Source organism: Mesorhizobium sp. M0522, from assembly GCF_040321085.1.
Taxonomy (GTDB): Bacteria; Pseudomonadota; Alphaproteobacteria; order Rhizobiales; family Rhizobiaceae; genus Mesorhizobium.
Window position 1 is genome coordinate 128,585 of record NZ_JAMYQW010000005.1, and the last position, 17,588, is coordinate 146,172.

General features: G+C 62.6%; 18 protein-coding genes and 1 tRNA gene. 7 read left to right on the forward strand and 12 right to left on the reverse strand.

Going from position 1 to position 17,588, the window contains the following annotated elements; genetic code table 11:
- Positions 1-52 precede the first annotated feature (52 nt).
- Genes NKI58_RS08920 through NKI58_RS08940 form a run of 5 tightly spaced genes read right to left on the reverse strand, consistent with a single transcriptional unit; the run spans position 53 to position 5,156 of the window.
- Complete coding sequence (locus tag NKI58_RS08920; protein WP_352786343.1) at positions 53-1,084, reverse strand: stage II sporulation protein M; 1,032 nt, start codon at positions 1,082-1,084, stop codon at positions 53-55.
- A complete protein-coding gene (locus NKI58_RS08925) occupies positions 1,081-2,388 on the reverse strand; it encodes a DUF58 domain-containing protein (RefSeq protein ID WP_352786345.1) in 1,308 nt (435 codons plus the stop codon). Before NKI58_RS08925 ends, NKI58_RS08920 begins: the two co-directional genes overlap by 4 nt.
- Positions 2,385-3,341 carry an AAA family ATPase gene (locus NKI58_RS08930; RefSeq protein ID WP_352786347.1) on the reverse strand — a complete coding sequence of 319 codons (957 nt, stop codon included), beginning with the start codon at positions 3,339-3,341 and terminating at the stop codon, positions 2,385-2,387. Before NKI58_RS08930 ends, NKI58_RS08925 begins: the two co-directional genes overlap by 4 nt.
- Positions 3,328-4,527 carry a DUF4350 domain-containing protein gene (locus NKI58_RS08935; protein WP_352786349.1) on the reverse strand — a complete coding sequence of 400 codons (1,200 nt, stop codon included), beginning with the start codon at positions 4,525-4,527 and terminating at the stop codon, positions 3,328-3,330. Before NKI58_RS08935 ends, NKI58_RS08930 begins: the two co-directional genes overlap by 14 nt.
- Positions 4,524-5,156: a DUF4129 domain-containing protein gene (locus tag NKI58_RS08940; RefSeq protein ID WP_352786351.1), complete on the reverse strand. Its 633-nt coding sequence runs from the start codon at positions 5,154-5,156 to the stop codon at positions 4,524-4,526. Before NKI58_RS08940 ends, NKI58_RS08935 begins: the two co-directional genes overlap by 4 nt.
- 40 nt (positions 5,157-5,196) lie before the next feature.
- On the opposite strand from NKI58_RS08940, the gene NKI58_RS08945 reads away from it, so the two are divergent.
- Both NKI58_RS08945 and NKI58_RS08950 read left to right on the forward strand, forming a co-directional pair.
- Complete coding sequence (locus NKI58_RS08945; RefSeq protein WP_352786353.1) at positions 5,197-6,066, forward strand: hypothetical protein; 870 nt, start codon at positions 5,197-5,199, stop codon at positions 6,064-6,066.
- Positions 6,067-6,126: 60 nt separating this feature from the next.
- A complete protein-coding gene (locus NKI58_RS08950; protein ID WP_352786355.1) occupies positions 6,127-6,891 on the forward strand; it encodes a hypothetical protein in 765 nt (254 codons plus the stop codon).
- Between the two features lie 63 nt (positions 6,892-6,954).
- On the opposite strand, the gene NKI58_RS08955 is transcribed toward NKI58_RS08950, so the two are convergent.
- The 3 genes from NKI58_RS08955 to NKI58_RS08965 are packed head-to-tail and all read right to left on the reverse strand — an operon-like array spanning position 6,955 to position 9,688.
- Entirely contained in the window at positions 6,955-7,731 is a 777-nt protein-coding gene (locus tag NKI58_RS08955) for an N-formylglutamate amidohydrolase (protein ID WP_352786357.1), read from the reverse strand.
- Positions 7,731-9,044 (reverse strand): type I glutamate--ammonia ligase, encoded by a 1,314-nt coding sequence (locus tag NKI58_RS08960; protein ID WP_352786359.1) that lies wholly within the window; start codon positions 9,042-9,044, stop codon positions 7,731-7,733. Before NKI58_RS08960 ends, NKI58_RS08955 begins: the two co-directional genes overlap by 1 nt.
- Complete coding sequence (locus tag NKI58_RS08965) at positions 9,041-9,688, reverse strand: cysteine hydrolase family protein (protein ID WP_352786361.1); 648 nt, start codon at positions 9,686-9,688, stop codon at positions 9,041-9,043. Before NKI58_RS08965 ends, NKI58_RS08960 begins: the two co-directional genes overlap by 4 nt.
- Positions 9,689-9,838: 150 nt before the next feature.
- On the opposite strand from NKI58_RS08965, the gene NKI58_RS08970 reads away from it, so the two are divergent.
- Positions 9,839-10,561, forward strand: coding sequence for a helix-turn-helix transcriptional regulator (locus NKI58_RS08970; protein ID WP_352786363.1), 723 nt, complete (start codon positions 9,839-9,841; stop codon positions 10,559-10,561).
- An 83-nt stretch (positions 10,562-10,644) separates the two neighbouring features.
- Positions 10,645-11,301 (forward strand): acyl-homoserine-lactone synthase, encoded by a 657-nt coding sequence (locus NKI58_RS08975; protein WP_352786365.1) that lies wholly within the window; start codon positions 10,645-10,647, stop codon positions 11,299-11,301.
- A 599-nt stretch (positions 11,302-11,900) separates the two neighbouring features.
- Here the strand turns inward: NKI58_RS08975 and NKI58_RS08980 are convergent.
- On the reverse strand, positions 11,901-12,113 hold the full coding sequence (locus NKI58_RS08980) for a hypothetical protein (protein ID WP_352786367.1): 213 nt from the start codon (positions 12,111-12,113) through the stop codon (positions 11,901-11,903).
- 206 nt (positions 12,114-12,319) lie between these two features.
- Here NKI58_RS08980 and NKI58_RS08985 point away from each other — a divergent pair, with 206 nt between their 5' ends.
- Complete coding sequence (locus NKI58_RS08985; protein WP_023674442.1) at positions 12,320-12,751, forward strand: YybH family protein; 432 nt, start codon at positions 12,320-12,322, stop codon at positions 12,749-12,751.
- Positions 12,752-13,066: 315 nt separating this feature from the next.
- Here NKI58_RS08985 and NKI58_RS08990 read toward each other — a convergent pair whose 3' ends face one another.
- From NKI58_RS08990 to NKI58_RS09000, 3 genes are all read right to left on the reverse strand, one after another.
- A complete protein-coding gene (locus tag NKI58_RS08990) occupies positions 13,067-13,696 on the reverse strand; it encodes a hypothetical protein (protein ID WP_352587843.1) in 630 nt (209 codons plus the stop codon).
- A gap of 113 nt (positions 13,697-13,809) precedes the next feature.
- A tRNA-Gln gene (locus NKI58_RS08995) sits at positions 13,810-13,883 on the reverse strand.
- Between the two features lie 110 nt (positions 13,884-13,993).
- Complete coding sequence (locus tag NKI58_RS09000; RefSeq protein WP_352786369.1) at positions 13,994-14,926, reverse strand: lysylphosphatidylglycerol synthase domain-containing protein; 933 nt, start codon at positions 14,924-14,926, stop codon at positions 13,994-13,996.
- A 328-nt stretch (positions 14,927-15,254) separates the two neighbouring features.
- Here NKI58_RS09000 and NKI58_RS09005 point away from each other — a divergent pair, with 328 nt between their 5' ends.
- On the forward strand, positions 15,255-16,676 hold the full coding sequence (locus NKI58_RS09005; RefSeq protein WP_352826945.1) for a Ppx/GppA phosphatase family protein: 1,422 nt from the start codon (positions 15,255-15,257) through the stop codon (positions 16,674-16,676).
- Positions 16,673-17,383, forward strand: coding sequence for an RlmE family RNA methyltransferase (locus tag NKI58_RS09010; protein WP_254817516.1), 711 nt, complete (start codon positions 16,673-16,675; stop codon positions 17,381-17,383). Before NKI58_RS09005 ends, NKI58_RS09010 begins: the two co-directional genes overlap by 4 nt.
- Positions 17,384-17,588 lie beyond the last annotated feature (205 nt).

Below are 17,588 nucleotides of genomic sequence, written 5' to 3' on the forward strand. Positions count from 1 at the left end.
ATCGACGCCTTCGGGCGTGATCAGCGGCCGTATAGCCGCGAATGCGGCGCGTTTAGCGATCGCCATGCCGCACCGCCCGGAACAGGTAGAAATAACCGATCCACAGCACCAGCATGCCACCGCCAATGCCGTAGCGCGTGACGTCGCTGGTGATGGTCTGCCTGCCAATACCCTCGAGCAGCCCGGCAAACAGCAGCATGACCGAGACCCCGACCATGGCGTTCGCGGCGATGCGTCCGGCGCGAGCCGCTGCCGCCATGCGTGTCAATTCGCCGGGAGAGGCGATGCTGGTGCCGATGCGCATGCCCGCCGCGCCGGCCAAAGAGATCGCGAACAATTCGGTGGTGCCGTGGATGGCCAGCCAGCCGCCGAGCTCCATGCCAAGCCCCTTGGACCAGTAGACTTGGAACAACGCCCCGATCATGCAGCCGTTGTACAGCATCAGCAGCACCGTCGGCACCGCGAAGGCGAAGCCAAGGGCGAAGGCCAGGATTGCGACCTGGACGTTGTGCGTGAACAGATAGGCGGCAAAGCCTGAGAGAAAGCCATTGTCGCCATCATAAAGCATGCCTCGCAGCAGCTCGGCCGAGGTGTCGGGGCCGCGGCCTCCTGCCAGGCCGGGCGGGATGATCGCGTCGAACCAGCTCTTGTCGGATGCCACCAGCCAGGCGCCTGCACCAATGCCGATCACCATCAGCGCGACCGACGCCAATGTCTCGCGCCACAGGTCGCGAATGGCTTCGGGCCAGTCATGCAGGAAGAAATCGGCGAGGCGCTGCCGCAGCCCGCGGCGTGCGCCATAGAGATAGAAATAACCGCGCAGCGACAGCGCTTCGAGATAGCCGACCAGCGCGTTGTCGAGCGAGGTCGCCCGTGCCACGGAAAGGGAAGACAGCGCCGATCGATAGAGCAGCGGCAGTGACAGCAGCTCCTCTTCGGAAAGCGTTCGCGGCGCACGCTTCTCGACACGCGCCAGCAGCGCCTCGAATGCCTTCCAATCGGCCTCGCGCTCGCGGCGGAAGCTGGCCAGCGACTGGCGTACCGCATCGCCGCGCACCGCATTGCCGCGTACCGGCGCCGTCACAGCAAATCCTCCTGCTTGAACTGCAGATAGCGCTCGACCAGCGCCGGACCGAGCCGGTTGTGGTCGGCTTCGATCACATGCGCCCCGAGCAGGCGCAGCCGGCCGATGACGACCTGCCTTTCGCGCAAGAGCCCTCCGGCAACGACCGCGCGGGCAACATCCTCGCCGGAGCGTGGCGGCAGGTCGGCCAGACCCTCCAGTTCGGTGTCCTTCATCATCATGAACAGCACGAGATGTCGTTCGGTGAGCCGGCCCACGGTGCGCAGCATCAATTCCGCACTGATCGGATCGACGAAATCGGTGAAGATGATGACCAGCGAGCGGCGGTCGAGCCGCGCCGCCAGCGTCGTCAATGCCAGTGTGAAATTGGTCTCCTCGCTGGAGTAGTCGATCTCGGCGGCCCGTTTCTGGATCATCGCAAAGCTGGCGGGGCCGCGCACCGCGCCGCTCGAAACGCGCGGCCTTGCATCGAAGCCGAACAGGCTGACCATGTCACCGCCCTTCAGCGCGATGAATGCCGACAGCAGGGCGGCCGTCACCGCCCGGTCCACCTTCGGCACACCGTCAACCGGTTCGCACATCAGGCGTCCGCTGTCGATGGCCAGCACGATGTTGTTGTTCTCCTCGATGCGGAACTCGCGCGCCAACAGCTTGCCGTGGCGGGCGCTGCGCTTCCAGTCGATCATCCGCCGGCCCATGCCCGGCTGGTAATCCTTGAGCGCGTCGAACTCGCGGCCTTGACCGGCGCGGCGCTGCGCATGGCCTTCGGCAAGCGCCGCATGTTGCAGCAGCGTGATTGCCTCGCCGCGAGCGCTGCTGACGTCGGGCAGCACCGCAACCTTGCTTTCCACCGGCAGGACGACCTGGTTCCAGACCAGCCCGAACGGCCCGCGCCAGCGCACCCAGAGACGGTCGAAGCTGGCGACGCCGCGCCGCAGCGCCTGGAAGCGAAGGTCGAGCGAGCCGCCTCCGCCGGTTGGCAAGGCCCCGCCGCTGCCGTCCACCGGCGCCAGCCGCACATCGTGGCCGACGCGGGCCTCCGCGGCGCGCGGCCGCGCCAAATGACGGGCGGCAATTTGCACGCTGAACTCGCCGCCGACACCGACCTGCTGCGGCGCATCGATGCTGGCATTCAGCGATGCCCGCCCGCGTCCGGCCGCGGCATCCACCGCCAGGAAGGCAAGCAGCAGGCAACTCCACAGCAACCCCAGATACCAGAACGACGGCAGTGCCAGCGCGACCAGGAAGGCCGGCACCGCGCCGGCCGCGGCAGCCCATACCGCTCGGCCGCTGGGATAGATCAACGTGGTGCTTCCGTCTGGTCGACCAGGTCGGAGACGATCTGCTCGACCAGCCGGCCATCGATCTGTGCGGCAGGCGAAAGGATGACGCGATGACGCAGCGCCGGCACCGCCAGCGCCTTGACGTCGTCGGGGATGACATAGGCGCGTCCGTCCAGCGCCGCCCGGGCACGCGCCGCCCGCGCCAGCATGGCGCCGGCGCGCGGGCTGGCCCCGACTTCCAGATCGGCATTTTCGCGCGTAGCCCGAACCAGCGCCGCTATGTAGCCGACGACATCGTCGACAAGGGTGACGGAGCCGACGACTTCAAGGGCCTCCTGCAGCGTTTCGCGATCCGTCTGCGCCTCGATGCCATATTGCGCGATGTCGTGCGAGGCGGAGCCGCCGCCATGATGGACGATGATGGCTCGTTCTTCCTCGGGGCCGGGATAGCTGACGCGGTGCTTGAACAGGAAGCGGTCGAGCTGCGCCTCCGGCAGCGGATAGACGCCCTGGTGCTCGATCGGATTCTGGGTCGCGACGACCATGAAATTGCGGCCGAGCGAATGCGTGGTGCCGTCGAAGGTGACCGCATGCTCCTGCATCGCCTCGAGCAGTGCGGCCTGCGTCTTGGGCGGCGTGCGGTTGATTTCGTCGGCAAGCAGGAGATCGCAGAAGATCGGGCCGCGCGTCAGCGTGAACTGCCCGGTCTGGAAGCTGTAGATGTTCGACCCGACGATATCGCCGGGCATCAGGTCCGGCGTGAACTGGATCCGCCCGTAGGCGATCCCAAGCGCCTGGGCGAAGCAGCGCGCCGTCATTGTCTTGGCCGTGCCCGGAGGACCTTCCAGCAGGATATGCCCGCCCGCAAACAAGGCGGTCAGCATCAGGTCGACCGTATCGTGCTGCCCGGTGATCGCCTTGGCCACTTCTTCCCTGATCCGTGTCGCCAGGGCCTTCACATCATCGACGTTCACCGAGCCTCCTTGCCGTCCAGTCATGCAGCCGTTCTGCTGCCTGTTGCATCTGCGTCAGATTCTTCGCCTCGCCGGCCGCTTGCGAGCGCGTCGTGAAGCCGCCAGCTTGCTCCTTATCGCGAGCGTCGAGCCAGTGGTCGAGCGCTTTGCCTTGCAACCCTTGCGGTGCGCCGAGCAGCGCGCCGGCGCGCACCCGCATCAAGGCCGCATAGCGGCCTCCCAGTTCGTCCAGCCGGCCGGCACGCCGCATGAGCATCGCCGTCGTATCGACCAGCGCACGCTTGCCGAAGGCGATCGCGCGCTGGTCGATACGCGGCGGGCCGAACCGGCCAAGGCCATGCAGGAACGCCAGCGCCGCAGCGATCAGGATCGTCAGTGTCAGCGCCAGGAACGGCGGCTCGACCAGAAGCTTGGCCAGATCATACTTCCGCCCCGCGCCGTGCAGCGTCAGATCGAACATCACCGGGCCGTCGTCGGGCTGGAGCAAGGCAATCAGCCCGAGCGCGGCTGCTGCCTTTTCGGGATCCTTGAGGGCGGCGTTGTTGATCAGGTCGGGGTCAGTCAGGATATAGAACGGCTTGTCGTCTAGTTCGGTAAGCACAGCCTTGTCATTGCCGGCTGCGATGAGAGGGTACTTGTCGGCCACCCACTGCAATTCTTCGGGTGCGGCAACCATGTTGCCTTCGATGTCGAGTTGCTTTGCCGTGCTCTGGCCGGCACCGATCTTCGCATCGGCGATGCGGCCAAGCCATTCGTTCACCACCGAACCGGGCAATCGCCCGAATTTCATGTTCCAGCCTTCATGCCCCTGCAGCGGCAGGATCTGCCATTTGGGCAGCACGAAGAGCGTGTTCTGGTCCTGGCGAAGATTGAGGATGTGGTCGAGCGCCTCCGGATCGCTGTCGGGCGAGATGGTGACGATCAGCAGTATATCTCTGGCAAGATCGTCTTCGGTCCGCGCCATCAAGGGCGCTTCGCCGGTGAGCCGCAGCCATTCCGCCAGGCCGGCGTAGCCGACGCCGCTTTTCGACAGCGGCGTGGCGCCGCCATTGCCGGGTTGCCGGAAATCGGGAGCATAGGTGGACAGCAGGAAGAAACCGGCTGCCGCAAGGAGGCTGGCGAAAATCCCCCAAAACAGTGTCTTTCGATTGAACGGCTCCTGTGCCTCGACCGCCGGTGCACTCACGTCCAGGCATCCCGGAAGGCGAAACGTTCATAGGCGCCGCGCGCCTGCCGCCAGCCTGCCGCGCCGACCGGCCGGCGCGCGAACAGCGCCGCCTCGACAATGCGGGCGATCTCGGTAAACGCATGGCGCGCCCTTCCCGGCAGGGAAGGGGCATTGGCGATGTCGCGCGCGGTGAGCGACGGGCGCAGGAAGTCCGGCAGCCGGCCGGCAATATCGGCGACGCTGCGCCGAAGCAAAAGGTGAACCGCCTCGTCATAGTCGCCGCGTGCGGCCAGCGCATCCGCTTGCGACAACAGGATCTGCGCGGCGCCGGCGTCTGGGCGCCAGGTTTCTTCGTCTTCGACTTCGGGCCGCGCGCGCTGCCATGGCAGCCGCCACGCGATGCCTTTCACCTCGAGGAAGACCAAAAGCAGGATGATTGCGACGCCCGATATCACCGCCCCCCAGAACAGATAGATCATGTAGGGACTGAGCCACGACAAAAAATCCTGCAGCGGCTTCAGCCACTCGGGCGGCTTCGGCGGCACATAGGCCGGCAGGTCGAACTGGATCGACTCATCGGCGATCAACTGCTTGTGCAGATTGGTCAGCCGTTCGGCTTCCGCTGTGCCTGGCTGTGCCAACGCCACCCGCTCCCCTGCAACCTGTGGTTCCCTGCCGACACTGACAATGCAGCGGAACAATTGCAAGTGGGCTGGACGGCGACCGTCAATCTTGGCAGATTTACCAGCGGGGCCGCCAGCCACATGCGGCGGCGAGGCAGGGGGACGTATCGTGACATCAGTGACACTGGAACGGCCGAACAAATTTCGCATCGGCAGGGTTTTCAACGACAGCTTCGCTGTCATCAGCCGCAATCCGGTGCTTTGCCTCGGATTGGCCATGCTGTTCTCAGGCTTGCCTACGCTTCTTTACCAGCTTTGGATTTGGAAATGGGCGACCAACGTCGAGGCTGGCGTTCCGGAGTTCTCAGTCCAACGAATCACTGCCACGATCGCTGGCGTGTTGGTTTCCATGACACTGTCGGCAATCCTGCAGGCGGCGCTGGTGCGTGCTGCGATCGAGGATCTGAACGGCAAGCGACCATTGATTGGCGATTGCCTCAAGACGGCAATCTCCCTCCTGCTGCCGGTGATAGGCATCGCGGTGCTGGTGAGCCTCGGCGCCGCCGCCGGCGCGATGCTTCTGCTCGTTCCCGGCATCATATTGTGGCTTCGTTGGTCTGTCGCTGTGCCTGTTTTGGTTCAGGAAAGACTGGGGGTCTTCGGCAGCATGAAGCGCAGCCGGGAACTTACCAAAGGAAGCCGCTGGGCTCTGTTCGGATTCTGGATTGTCCTGTTCATAGCTGTGGTGCTGATCCAGGCCGTGCTCAGCCGTGCGATCATGGTCTTTGGCCTAACCACCGGCATATTTCTTGGCGCCCTGGTGACAGCGATCGTATCCATTGTGACGTCGATCGCGCCGGCAGTCAGCTATGTCGAGCTGCGCCAGGTCAAGGAAGGCACCAGCGTCGAAGACTTGGCGGAAATCTTCTCGTAGCGGCAAGGGATTTGCTGTCTTCATCGCGTCAGGATCGGCCTGGACTGGATAGGTAATATCGTGGCGTCAATAACGCTGGACCAGCCCAACACATTTCGTATCGGCAGGGTTTTCGGCGCCAGCTTTGTGGTCATCGGGCGCAATCTCGCGCTCTGCCTCGGGCTTGCCCTGATTTTCTACACCTTGCCCAGATTCGTGTTTGCGCTCTGGTTCTGGAAATCCGTTACGAATATCGAGCATGGCGTTGCGGAATTCTCGGTTCAACGGCTCGTGCTCACGGTCGTTGGCGCGATCGGCTATGTGGTCCTTATGGCTTTCCTGGAGGCGGTGCTGACGCGCGCTGCGATCGAGGATTTGAGCGGCAAGCGGCCGTCGATGCGAGATTGTATGGGGACAGCTTTGGCGCTCCTGCTGCCGGCAATCGGCATTTCGCTGATTGTCAACATCGGCTTCACAGTCGGCCTCGTGCTGCTCATCGTTCCGGGATTGTTGTGGTTGGTTCTCTGGGTTGTAGCGATACCGGTTCTGATACAGGAACGTTTGGGAGTATTCGCGAGTTTGGGCCGCAGCCGCGATCTTTCCAAGGGGAGCCGCTGGCGTCTGCTCGGTCTCTGGTTTCCACTATTCGTGGCTTCGGTCGCAATCAATTTTGCGTCGGACCGCGTCCTATCTTCCTTAGGCATTACGCTCGGGTTCTTCCTGGACGCCTTGCGGGGCGCAGCCGAGCAAGTCGTATTGTCGATCGCCGCAGCGGTCAGCTATGTCGAATTGCGGCAAGTCAAGGAAGGCACCAGCGTCGAAGACTTGGCGGAAATCTTCTCCTGAGGACGGGTGGAGGCTTTTCACCGACGGCTCGGCTCTCGCGTTGCGCTACTGAGCCGAGCTTGTTCACAAAGCCTGTGTCTGCGCCGGTAACGCTGTGGCCAGCCGCTTCGCCCATTCCTCGATGCCGGTGCGGCCCGCCAGCAGGTCCTGCCTGATCTCGATGAGGACCGCGGGAATGCCGCGATCGTCGCCATGGACGGGTATGGCATAGTCGCCGTCAGGGCTGATCACGTAGGGCTCGTTTGCCGCGGCGTTGAGCGCACTGTCGGCGCGCAGGCCGGCAAGCACTGCCTGGCCGAAATCGACTGCCCGATCGTAAAGCACGCCGGCGTGCCAGGGCCGCGCAATGCCGAGGAATACCGGCGTGAAGGAGTGGATCGTCGCGATCCGCGTCGGTCTGCCCTGCCTCGCCCGGTCGTCGAGATGGGCGGCCACGCGGTCATGAAACGGCGCGAACATGACTTCGGCACGCCGGCTTCGCTCCTCCGGATCGAGGCCGACATTGCCGGGGATGTCCGTGTCCTCCGATAGCACCGGAATGCTGCCGCTGGAACCAAGCGGCCGGTTGAGATCGATCAAAAGCCGCGAATAGGAGCTGAGGAAAGCCGGAGCATCGAGCACCCTCGACAGGGTGCGGGTCACTTCGGCGGCGCCGATGTCCCAGGCGATATGGCGCTGCAAATGGCTGCTGTCGAGACCGAGTCGCGCATACTCGGTCGGGATATGATTGGACGCATGCTCGCATATCAGAACGATATCGGAACGCCCCGTTTCGTTGATTGCGTCGACGGCGGGTGGCCAACCTTCCGGTAGGATGGCGCTGGCAAGCGGCTCAGCCATCAATACAGCATCCGGTAGAGATCGCAGACCGCCACTGGGTCCAGACCGGCGAGGCGCTCGGTCTCATGCCGCTTGAGGCCGACAAAGGTCTCGACGAACACCGGCGCGAACCATCCGGTGACGGTCTTGTCGGCGACGAGCGCCTCGAGTGCCGCCGGCAGCGTTTCCGGCAGCCGCACGAGGCCAAGCTTCTTGCGCTCGGCAACGCTCATCTGCGTCGGGTCGCCGGTGACCAGCGGTGGTGCCGGCAACTCGGCCTTCAGCCCCTCCAGCCCGGCGCGCACAATCGCCGCCAGCGACAAATAGGGATTGCCGGTGGCGTCGGCTGCCCGGTATTCGACATTGTACTGCCGCGCCGGATCGCGCCCGCCGATCGTCACCGTCGGGCAGATGCGCAGGCTCGCCTCGCGGTCGCGATCGGCAAGCCAGGTATAGGACGAACTCCAGCTATGCGGCTTCAGCCGGTAGTAGGACGACACACTCGCCGCCGTCATGGCGGTGATCGCGGGCAGATGGCGCAGCACGCCGGCACAGAACGAAGCGGCACGGCTGGAAAGGCCGCCCGGCTGGGCCGGGTCGTAGGTCGCCGGTTTGCCGGCCTCTTCGACGAAACTGAAATGGATGTGGACGCCGTTGCCGACGGCATCCGGCGCGATCTTGGGCGCGAAGCTCGCCCGCCAGCCGGCACATCGCGCGACTTCGCGCGTGATCTCGCGGATGGCGACGGCGCGATCGGCCGCGGCAAGCGCATCGGTTGGCTCGCATGTCACCTCGAACTGGTCGGTGCCGAATTCGGCGATCACCACTTCGGGCGCGACGCCGGCTTCCTCCAGCGCCGCCATCAGATTGGCAGCAAACGGATCGGCGCGGCGCAGTGCGGCCAACGACATCGAATGAGCCGGCCCAAAGTCGCCCTCGATATGGAATTCATGCTCGAAGGCGGCGATGACGGAAAGCCCGGCCGCTGCCTTCAACTCCGCCAGCGCATCCTTGAGCATGGTCCGCGTACAGCCGACCCACGGGCTGCCGTCGAGTTCGACGATGTTACCGGCGACCATGTCGAAAGGCGTCGCCGATCCGGTCAGCGCCGTGCGGAACCGCGCGTTGAGATCGGGAACGAGCCGCACATCGCCTGACGAGCCCCAGGGATTGGGATCGACGATGGAGTTGAACGGCGTCAGCGACAGATTGGCCTGCAGCCAGCCGACGCCGGTCGCGGCGATCTTCTGCAGCTTGCTTTCGACGACCGAGCGGCCGCGCGTGATCGCCGACAGATCGGTGGTGACGACGGCAACCAGCGGTTCGACGGTCATGCAGCTTTTCCCAATGCTTCGAAACGGGCAGCGATGGTGGCGGTATCAGTGACCCAGCAATAGCCACCGAAGGCTTTTAGCGCGCCATCATGGCGCTCCTGCGAGGCGGCGGCGCAAGCGTCCGATACGCAGGTGACGAGGTAGCCGCGATCGGCGGCGTCGCGCACCGCCATGTCGACGCACTGGTCGGTCATGATGCCGGCGACGATCAGGTAACGCACGCCGAGGTTTTTCAGGACATAATCGATGTTGGTCGAGTTGAAGACGCCCGACGACGTCTTCGGCAGCATGATCTCGTCGCCGACCGGCGCCAGCGACGGCACCGGCAGCCCCTCCGGCCGGCTCGGCGCGATATGGATCGGCGTCAGCTTGTGGTCGAGCGAACGGTCGCGGCCGTCCTCGGTCAGGCTTTGGATGATGGTGTGGATCACCTCGACGCCGTTGGCCCGCGCCGCCGCCAGCAGGCGTTCCTGGTTGGGAATCGTTTGCGACGCCGTCTGCCGGTAGAAATAGTGATCGGGACCGCGCTCCGGATGCGCCGGATCAGCACCGGGCTCCAGCCAGACGCGCTGCATGTCGACCAGCAGCAGCGCGGTTTCGCCGGCCCGGAACGGCTCGTTTCGTTCTGGCAATGCTCGCATCATGCTTGGGGGTCCCGCTTCGCTGATCAAACTCTGGCTGATTTAGCCGATTTTGGTTACGGCGTCCTGGGTGGCCGACGCGCTTATTGGGATATTCGAAGTTGCTAAATTGAGGTATACCTGCTTTCCGGCGTGGAGACGGGGGTCTCTGTCATGATCGATTCAGACGTGTTCGACTTTGTCGAACGCTGCAGGAAGCACACGGCTACCGGGCCGCTGCTGGGCGACCTTCTCGAGACCGTGAGGAATCTCGGCTTCGAGCACCTTATCCTGAGCGGCGTGCCGCTTGGCGGGCAGAAGCTTGCACCGATGGTTGAACTGAATGGCTGGCCGGCCGGCTGGTTCGAGCGCTATGTCGAGGCCGAGCATGCCGCGGCTGATGGTGTTTGCATCTATTCGGCAAAGACTTTGAAGCCATTCCTCTGGTCCGAAGTCCCGGCAAAGTGGTCGGATACGGAGGGCTCACGACGCGTCGCCGGCGAGGCGACGGAGTTTGGCATCTGGAGCGGCTTCGCCGTGCCGATGCTCAGCGTTCATCATTGGCAATCCGTGCTGTCGTTTGCGTCTTCCATGAAGTCCTGCACGCTGTCGCCGCGCCATCAGGTGCAACTGGTGACCATGGCGGTCTACGCCGGCATGTCGATCCAGGCGTTGTCGAATGACAATGACGATGATGAAGGCCTGCTGACCGACCGCGAAAAAGAAGTGCTCTTGTGGGCCGCGGCCGGCAAGACCTCATCGGAAACCTCGCAGATCCTCGGCCTTACCGAGCGTACGGTCAAATGGCACTCAACGCGCGCTCGCGAGGCTTTTGGCGTCGCAACGACCACGCAAGCGGTCGTCGAGGCGGTGCGCCGGCGCCTAATCCATCCCTAAACGCGTCAACTGTCCCATCGGACAGGTGACGTATATTAGCGCGACTGCGAGTATCCCTGCGAGAACGATCGGGGGATCGCGCCATGATAACGGCCCACGTAGTCAATGCGCATAACAAGCATCTCTATGAAAACGAATTCGACGAGTTTCTGCGCCGGCGGCACGACTTCTTCGTGCACCAGAAACATTGGCGCCCTCCGAGCCCGGACGGTCGCGAGCTAGACCAATTCGATACCGACGCGGCGACTTACCTGCTTGGTATTGAAGATGGTCGCGTGGTGACCTCGGCTCGATTGATCCCAACGAGCGAGCCGCACATGGTCTCGGAGGTTTTTTCTCACATGTGTGAAAAATCGGGCGTCCCGAGGCGCCCCGATTGGGCCGAATGGACCCGCACATTCGTCGTCCCCGACAAACGCTCAACCGGGTTGCGGGGCACGCTGACGCAGCTGTGCTGTGCGGTAATGGAATACGCTCTCGACGAAGGCCTCAGCGCCGTCGGCGGCATACAGGAAACCTACTTCATGCCGCACCATGGCGCGCTGAAGTGGCGGGCCGAGCCGATGGGCATGGCGCGGGAAGAAAACGGCGAATGGTACATCGTCGCATATATCGATGTGAACGAGGCGGCTCTGGCGAGTGTGCGGAAGATCCTGGGGATTGAGGATTCGCTGCTGGTTCGGAGAGGTATCCAATTGCCCTTGATCAAAAGCAATAACAGGTCGCGCGCATCTGCATAGCAGTCCTTAAAAATTGGGAGAAATTTCGACAATACGAGGAGCATTGCTCCTCGTATATGCACCAATAAAACATATACTAAGACGATTACCGCAATTCATAAAAAAATATAGTACTATATGTGTAGCTATACTTGCGTATTGACGTAAACAAAGATTTGCAGTTCTGATGTATTGTTAACCAGGTAAAGAGAGGATATAGAAATGCCAAAATAATAGGCAAATTCGCGGAAGTTACACAATTCTCGATTGTGGCCCAGGAGGGGCTAGATGTGGGAATAGTCACGAATATCGAATACTTACTAGCGCAATTATCAGTCAGCGGGTCGTCGGTTATTGCTTGAATCTGCCAGGCAATCCGGCAAATTGGGTCATCGATGCAAGATCATCATTTACAGAGACCCAAAAAGTAGACCGTCTTGATAAGGCCATGGAAATAGAAGGCGCCGATTGAATATCATAACTCACGCAGTCGGCCCAAACCGAAGGCTGCCACACGGCGGCCTTCGAGTTTCTGGGCCGCTGGGCCAAAAGAGTTCGATTGTGCCCCAGGAACCATCTATGCGGATCGAGAGTTCTCGCCTAGGTCGGGTCTTCATAGGTCAATTGTTTCTTTGGCCAATTGAAGATGGCTGAAAATTACGGCGACAGTGCACTTTTTCTTTTTCGCCGCCTGCATCGTTTTCGGGATTCATGGCTTTGCCGATTTGCCCGGCAAGCTCTCGGCCCCAGGGGCGCATTGAAAACCGCGACATCGGCGATGCGGCAATATTCCATGAGCAGTTCTTGTGGAAGACTTTAGGACGTGAAAACACTTTGGCTCGCCCGCACGGTGCCGGGGATGCGGCAGACCGGGAACGCCGGCAAGGTGCATCATGCGCCGGGGCGGCGGCATGGTAAAAAGTGCACTCACCGTAATTCTGATCTATACTCCGGACACCGGCCCGAACGCCTGTGGCAAGGCGAAGGGCGGATGAAGTGCTTGATAGAGTTCTCTTTTTAGTCATGTGGCGATATTAAGATGTTAGCCTCCGACCTGACGAAATTTATCGAGCAGGATCATCTGGCTCTGGACGCCTTCGTAAAGGGCGATCCTGAGCCCTTGAAAAACCTCTACTCGCGACAGGACGACGTCATTATCGCCAATCCCTTTGGCCCGCCGGCGAAGGGATGGAGAAAGGCCGCTGAGACCATGGAACGGGCCGCCACCAATTACCGGCACGGCAAGGCCATCGGCTTTGAGCGCATCTCGGAGTATGCGACAGCCGACTTGGGATACATCATCGAGGTCGAGCGGTTCCAATCCAAGGTCGGTGGTGGCAACAAACTGGTGCCGATTGCGCTTCGAGTCACCACCATATTCCGGCGCGAGGAAGGCGCGTGGAGGATCGTCCTTCGTCATGCCGATCCGATAACCTCGGCACGCCCGCCGACGTCCATTGTCGGGGAGTAGAAGGTTGCCGGAGAGGTTTTAGGAATTACGGTGACGGCGCACTAATTTCTTTTCGCCTGCCTCGTTTTCCGGGTTTCGCGGCTTTGCCGATTTGCCCGGCGATGCTCTCGGCCCACAGGTGCATCGAAACCCGCGACATCGGCGACGCGGCAATACTCGATGAGCAGTTCTTGCGGAACTTATAGTCTTCGGACGTGAAAACACTTTGGCTCGCCCGTACAGTGCCGGGGATGCGGCAGACCGGGAACGCTGGCAAGGGTTCGTTGATCAGCGCTATTCCGGGGAACAGATGCAAGCGAGCGAATCTATTTTCCTTCAAACGCCGTTACGAACCCGTTCCGAATTGGTCAGGGCTTCGCCGAGGCGGCCCACCGCTTGTTTCAGTGCCTTTTCCGCGGAATCGGTTAGCGATTTAGCGCCGCCCTCGCAGAGGACACCTGCATCGCCTTGTGCATTTCCCTGACCTTCCACAGTTGAACCGAGCAATCGACCTTTTCGACCGTCAACAGTTATCGAGGCAACCAAGTCAACATCGGTTTCTATGCCGGCAGACCAAAAACCTGGTACAACCCGCAGTCGGGCATTCATCTCTTCGCCTTTGACCATAATCATCCCACGGCTCTTACGCTCCGCGAGGCCAGCGGCATCGACTGGCTGATCCACGATCTCGAGTTCTGTGACGAGGGATTCCAGCGTCTTGCGGACAGATCCGGAGAAACCGCTTCGCATATCGATCGGGTAACTGTGAGCGGCGCAATTTAGATCCGAAGGCTTGATCGATCTATTTAGCGCGGTGGAGTCTATAAACAGCAGATATTTTCCAGGGAGCTTTTCGCCGTAGCTCGAATAAACGTTATAAGCGGCGATTGGCATTGGCTCGGCTTTATATTGACAGCCGGCAAGGGCAAATGCGGCCGCAAAAACGGCCAACTTTCTATATTTCATCCCCAGCCCTCCCCAGGCAAAGGGAAGCATCGCGCAAGATCACCGCAGACGCAAGCATCGCCCTACACAAGTGTCGGGCAAAATCGTGTCTACGTTATTGAAAGAGAATCAACTGGCTGGGGAACCTGGATTCGAACCAGGACTAACGGAGTCAGAGTCCGTGGGTCTACCGTTAACCTATTCCCCAGCAGGCGCTTGTCGCGCAGGGTGGGCCGCCAGGCAGCCGCGCGGCCCTTGTAGCCGCCGCCGGAAAATAGTCAACCCTGTGTTGGGGTTCAATCGTCGGCTTCCGGCGCTTCAACTCTCGCTGCGGCTATATTGCGAGTGCTCGAAGAACAGCACCACGCCGAGTGCGATCAGCAGCGGGATGATCAGGTAGAACAGCCGGAACACCAGCAGCGCCGCCAGTACGCCGACCTGGTCCATGTGCGACAAGCCGGCGAGGAACACCACCTCGAATACGCCGAGCCCGCCCGGCGCATGCGAGATCTGCGCGATCGAGAACGACACCAGGAACACGCCGAGCACGATGAAATAGCCGGGATTGCCGGTGGCGGGCAGGGCAAAGAAGATGATCGCCGCCGCCGCCAGGAGCTCGATCGGGCCGACCAGCAGTTGCCGCGCCACGATCGGCAGCGCCGGATAATGCAGCTGAAAGCTGCCGATCCTCAGCGGCCTCAGATGCAGCCAGCTGCCGAAGACATAGGCCGCCACCACGAGCAGCATGGCGAGCCCTGCTGCTTGCGACAGCCGATGATGCGGTATGCCGGAAAACCGGTCGATCACCTCGGGCTCGAGCAGCAGCACGATGCCGGAGACGAACAGCGTCGACAGCACGAAGGTGATCCAGCAGATCGCCACCAGAATGCCGACATCCTGGCCGGTCAGGCCTTTGGTGCCGTAGGCGCGGTAGCGGATCACCGCACCAGAAAACACCGAGCCGCCGATATTGTGCGACAGCGCATAGGTGGTGAACGAGCAGAAGGTGACGAACAGCCACGATACTTTCTTGCCGATGTGCAGCAGCGCGATGTGGTCGTAACCGGCGAGCGAGGCATAGGCGATGACCGAACTCAGCGCCGCCAGCACCCAGCCGCGCGCCGGAATGGCGACAATGCCGGCCCAGACATCGTCGAGCGAGATGCCGCGCAATTCGTGCAGCAGCAGCCACAGCGAGAACACCACCGCGGCGATGCCGACGACGGGCCAGAAATACCGCCTCCAGTTCATGGCATGACGATCATGCGTTGCAGCCCGTACCGTTTTCCGGTTCGCAGCAGGCAAACCGCCCGCGTTGCCGAATGATTTACCCTCCATTTCAGAAATGCCTCATTGAAGCCGGCTATTCAACCGGGAAGGCGCGTTGTGGCGCTCGCGCCTTCCCTTCTCCCAAGGGGACAAGGGCTCACCGACGTCGCCGCCTTCACGCCGCCGGCAAAATTCGCCGCGAGCACTCTTGGTGATCCGGCCGTGCGCTGATAGTCTGGCGGCAACTTGAACATGTAAAAGCGCCTGCTGCGTCCGGTCTCCGGTTCGCGCGGCGCCGGAAGGAACGACAGTGGAAGACCACGAAGCCGGCGCTGGCGCGCTGGAAGTGGGCGTGTCCAGGGGTTCGCCGACGCCGTCCGGCCAGGCAACCCCATCCGCCGGACGCTACGGCCGTCAGGTGCAACCCCGGTCGGGTAACGCACAGGCTGGCGACACGTCCCACGACCACAAGGGCCAGAACGGCTCGCATCAGAACGGCAAACCCAAGAAGCGGCGCAAGCGGCGGCGCGGGCGCAAGGTTTTCGCACGCGACGAGGCTCGTCCGGTGATAACAGGCACTTCGCTGCCCGCCGCCGGCGAGGCCCCGGCCGCTCGCCCGCCCCAGCCAGCGGCTTCGATCGCGCCCCAGTCCTCGATCGCGCAATCGGCTTCGATCGCGCAATTGCCTCCAGCCTCGCCAAGGCCGGGGCAAGGTGCCCGCACACCGCCGCTGCTGCAGGAATTACCGGTCTTTGCCGCGCTCGACCTCGGCACCAACAATTGCCGTCTGCTGGTCGCGGTGCCGACGCGTCATGGCCAGTTCCGCGTCATCGATGCGTTCTCGCGCATCGTCAGGCTGGGCGAGGGCCTTACCGCCAATGGCCGGCTTGGCGACGCCGCAATGGACCGCGCGGTCGAGGCGCTGAAGATCTGCGGTGACAAATTGCGCAACCGCAAGGTCAGGAAGGCCAGGCTGATCGCCACCGAGGCCTGCCGAACCGCCGCCAACGGCGTCGAGTTCCTCGAGCGCGTCGAGCGCGAGGCCGGCCTGAAGCTCGAGATCATCGACCGCCAGACCGAGGCTCGGCTGGCGGTGTCGGGCTGCGGTTCGCTGGTCGAGAGCGACACGCAAGGCGTCGTGCTGTTCGACATCGGCGGCGGCTCGTCCGAAATCGCGCTGATCGACCTCACCGGCCACCGCTCGCCAAGGCTCGCCAACCACATCGTCTCGTGGACGTCGCTGCCGGTCGGCGTCGTCTCGCTGGCCGAGCGTTTTGGCGGCCGCACGGTGACACGCGAGATCTTTGGCGCCATGGTCGAGGATGTCGCAATGCGGCTGCGCGCCTTCGACGGGCGTGACCGGCTGAGCCACCTCCTGGCCAGCCCGAAATTCCATTTGCTCGGCACATCGGGCACTGTGACGACACTGGCCGGCGTTCATCTCGACCTCGAACGCTATGACCGCCGCCGCGTCGACGGGCTGTGGATGGATCGCGACAGCGTCGACCGCATGGTCGAAAAACTGGTCGGCTGGGATTTCCAGCAGCGCGTCGCCAACCCTTGCATCGGCGCCGACCGCGCCGACCTGGTTCTGGCCGGCTGCGCCATACTGGAGGCGATCCGTGCCGTCTGGCCGTCGGAGCGGCTGCGTGTCGCCGACCGCGGCCTGCGCGAGGGCATATTGAGCGAATTGATGGCCGATGACGGCGTCTGGCGGCGAGGCCGGCAATGACCAAGAAACCGGAACGACCGAGCTCTGCCGGCATTCGCGTGCTGAAGACGAAGATCAAGAAGAAAAGCGGCCTGAAGGAATCGTCGCGCCGCTGGCTGCAGCGCCATATCAACGATCCCTATGTCCAGCGTTCGAAGGCCGACGGCTATCGTTCGCGCGCCGCCTACAAGCTGATCGAGATCGACGACAAGCACCATCTGCTCAAGCCAGGCATGAAGGTGATAGACCTTGGTGCGGCACCCGGCGGCTGGTGCCAGGTCGCCGCCGCGCGTACGAAGTCTACCGCGGAACACCCGAACGTCGTCGGCATCGATTACCTCGAGATGGACGCGGTGCCGGGCGCGCCGGTGCTGCTGATGGATTTCCTCGATCCGCAGGCACCCGAAAAGCTGGCCGAGACGCTGGGCGGCCAGCCCGACATCGTGCTCTCCGACATGGCCGCACCGACCACCGGCCACAAACGGACCGACCACATTCGCACCATGCATCTTTGCGAGGTGGCGGCCGATTTCGCGCTGTCGGTATTGAAGCCGGGCGGACATTTCCTCGCCAAGACGTTTCAGGGCGGCGCCGAGAACGAATTGCTGGCCAGGCTGAAACGGAATTTCCGCTCGGTCCATCACGTCAAGCCGCCGGCCTCGCGCGACGAATCGGTGGAGCTGTATTTGCTGGCGAAGGATTTCAAGGGCGGAAACGGCACAGCGTAAAAATCGCTCTGTAGCGATCCTTCGCACCCCCCTCTGTCCTGCCGGACATCTCCCCCTCAAGGGGGGAGATCGGATGTCATCGCGACCTTCGCAAACCTTCGACCGTGAAGAGTGAGTGCAGTGCCGAAGCTGCCAATCTCCCTCCTTGAGGGGGGATGGCCGGCAGGCCAGAGGGGGGTGCCGTTCCGCCGGCGCTGGAGGGCGC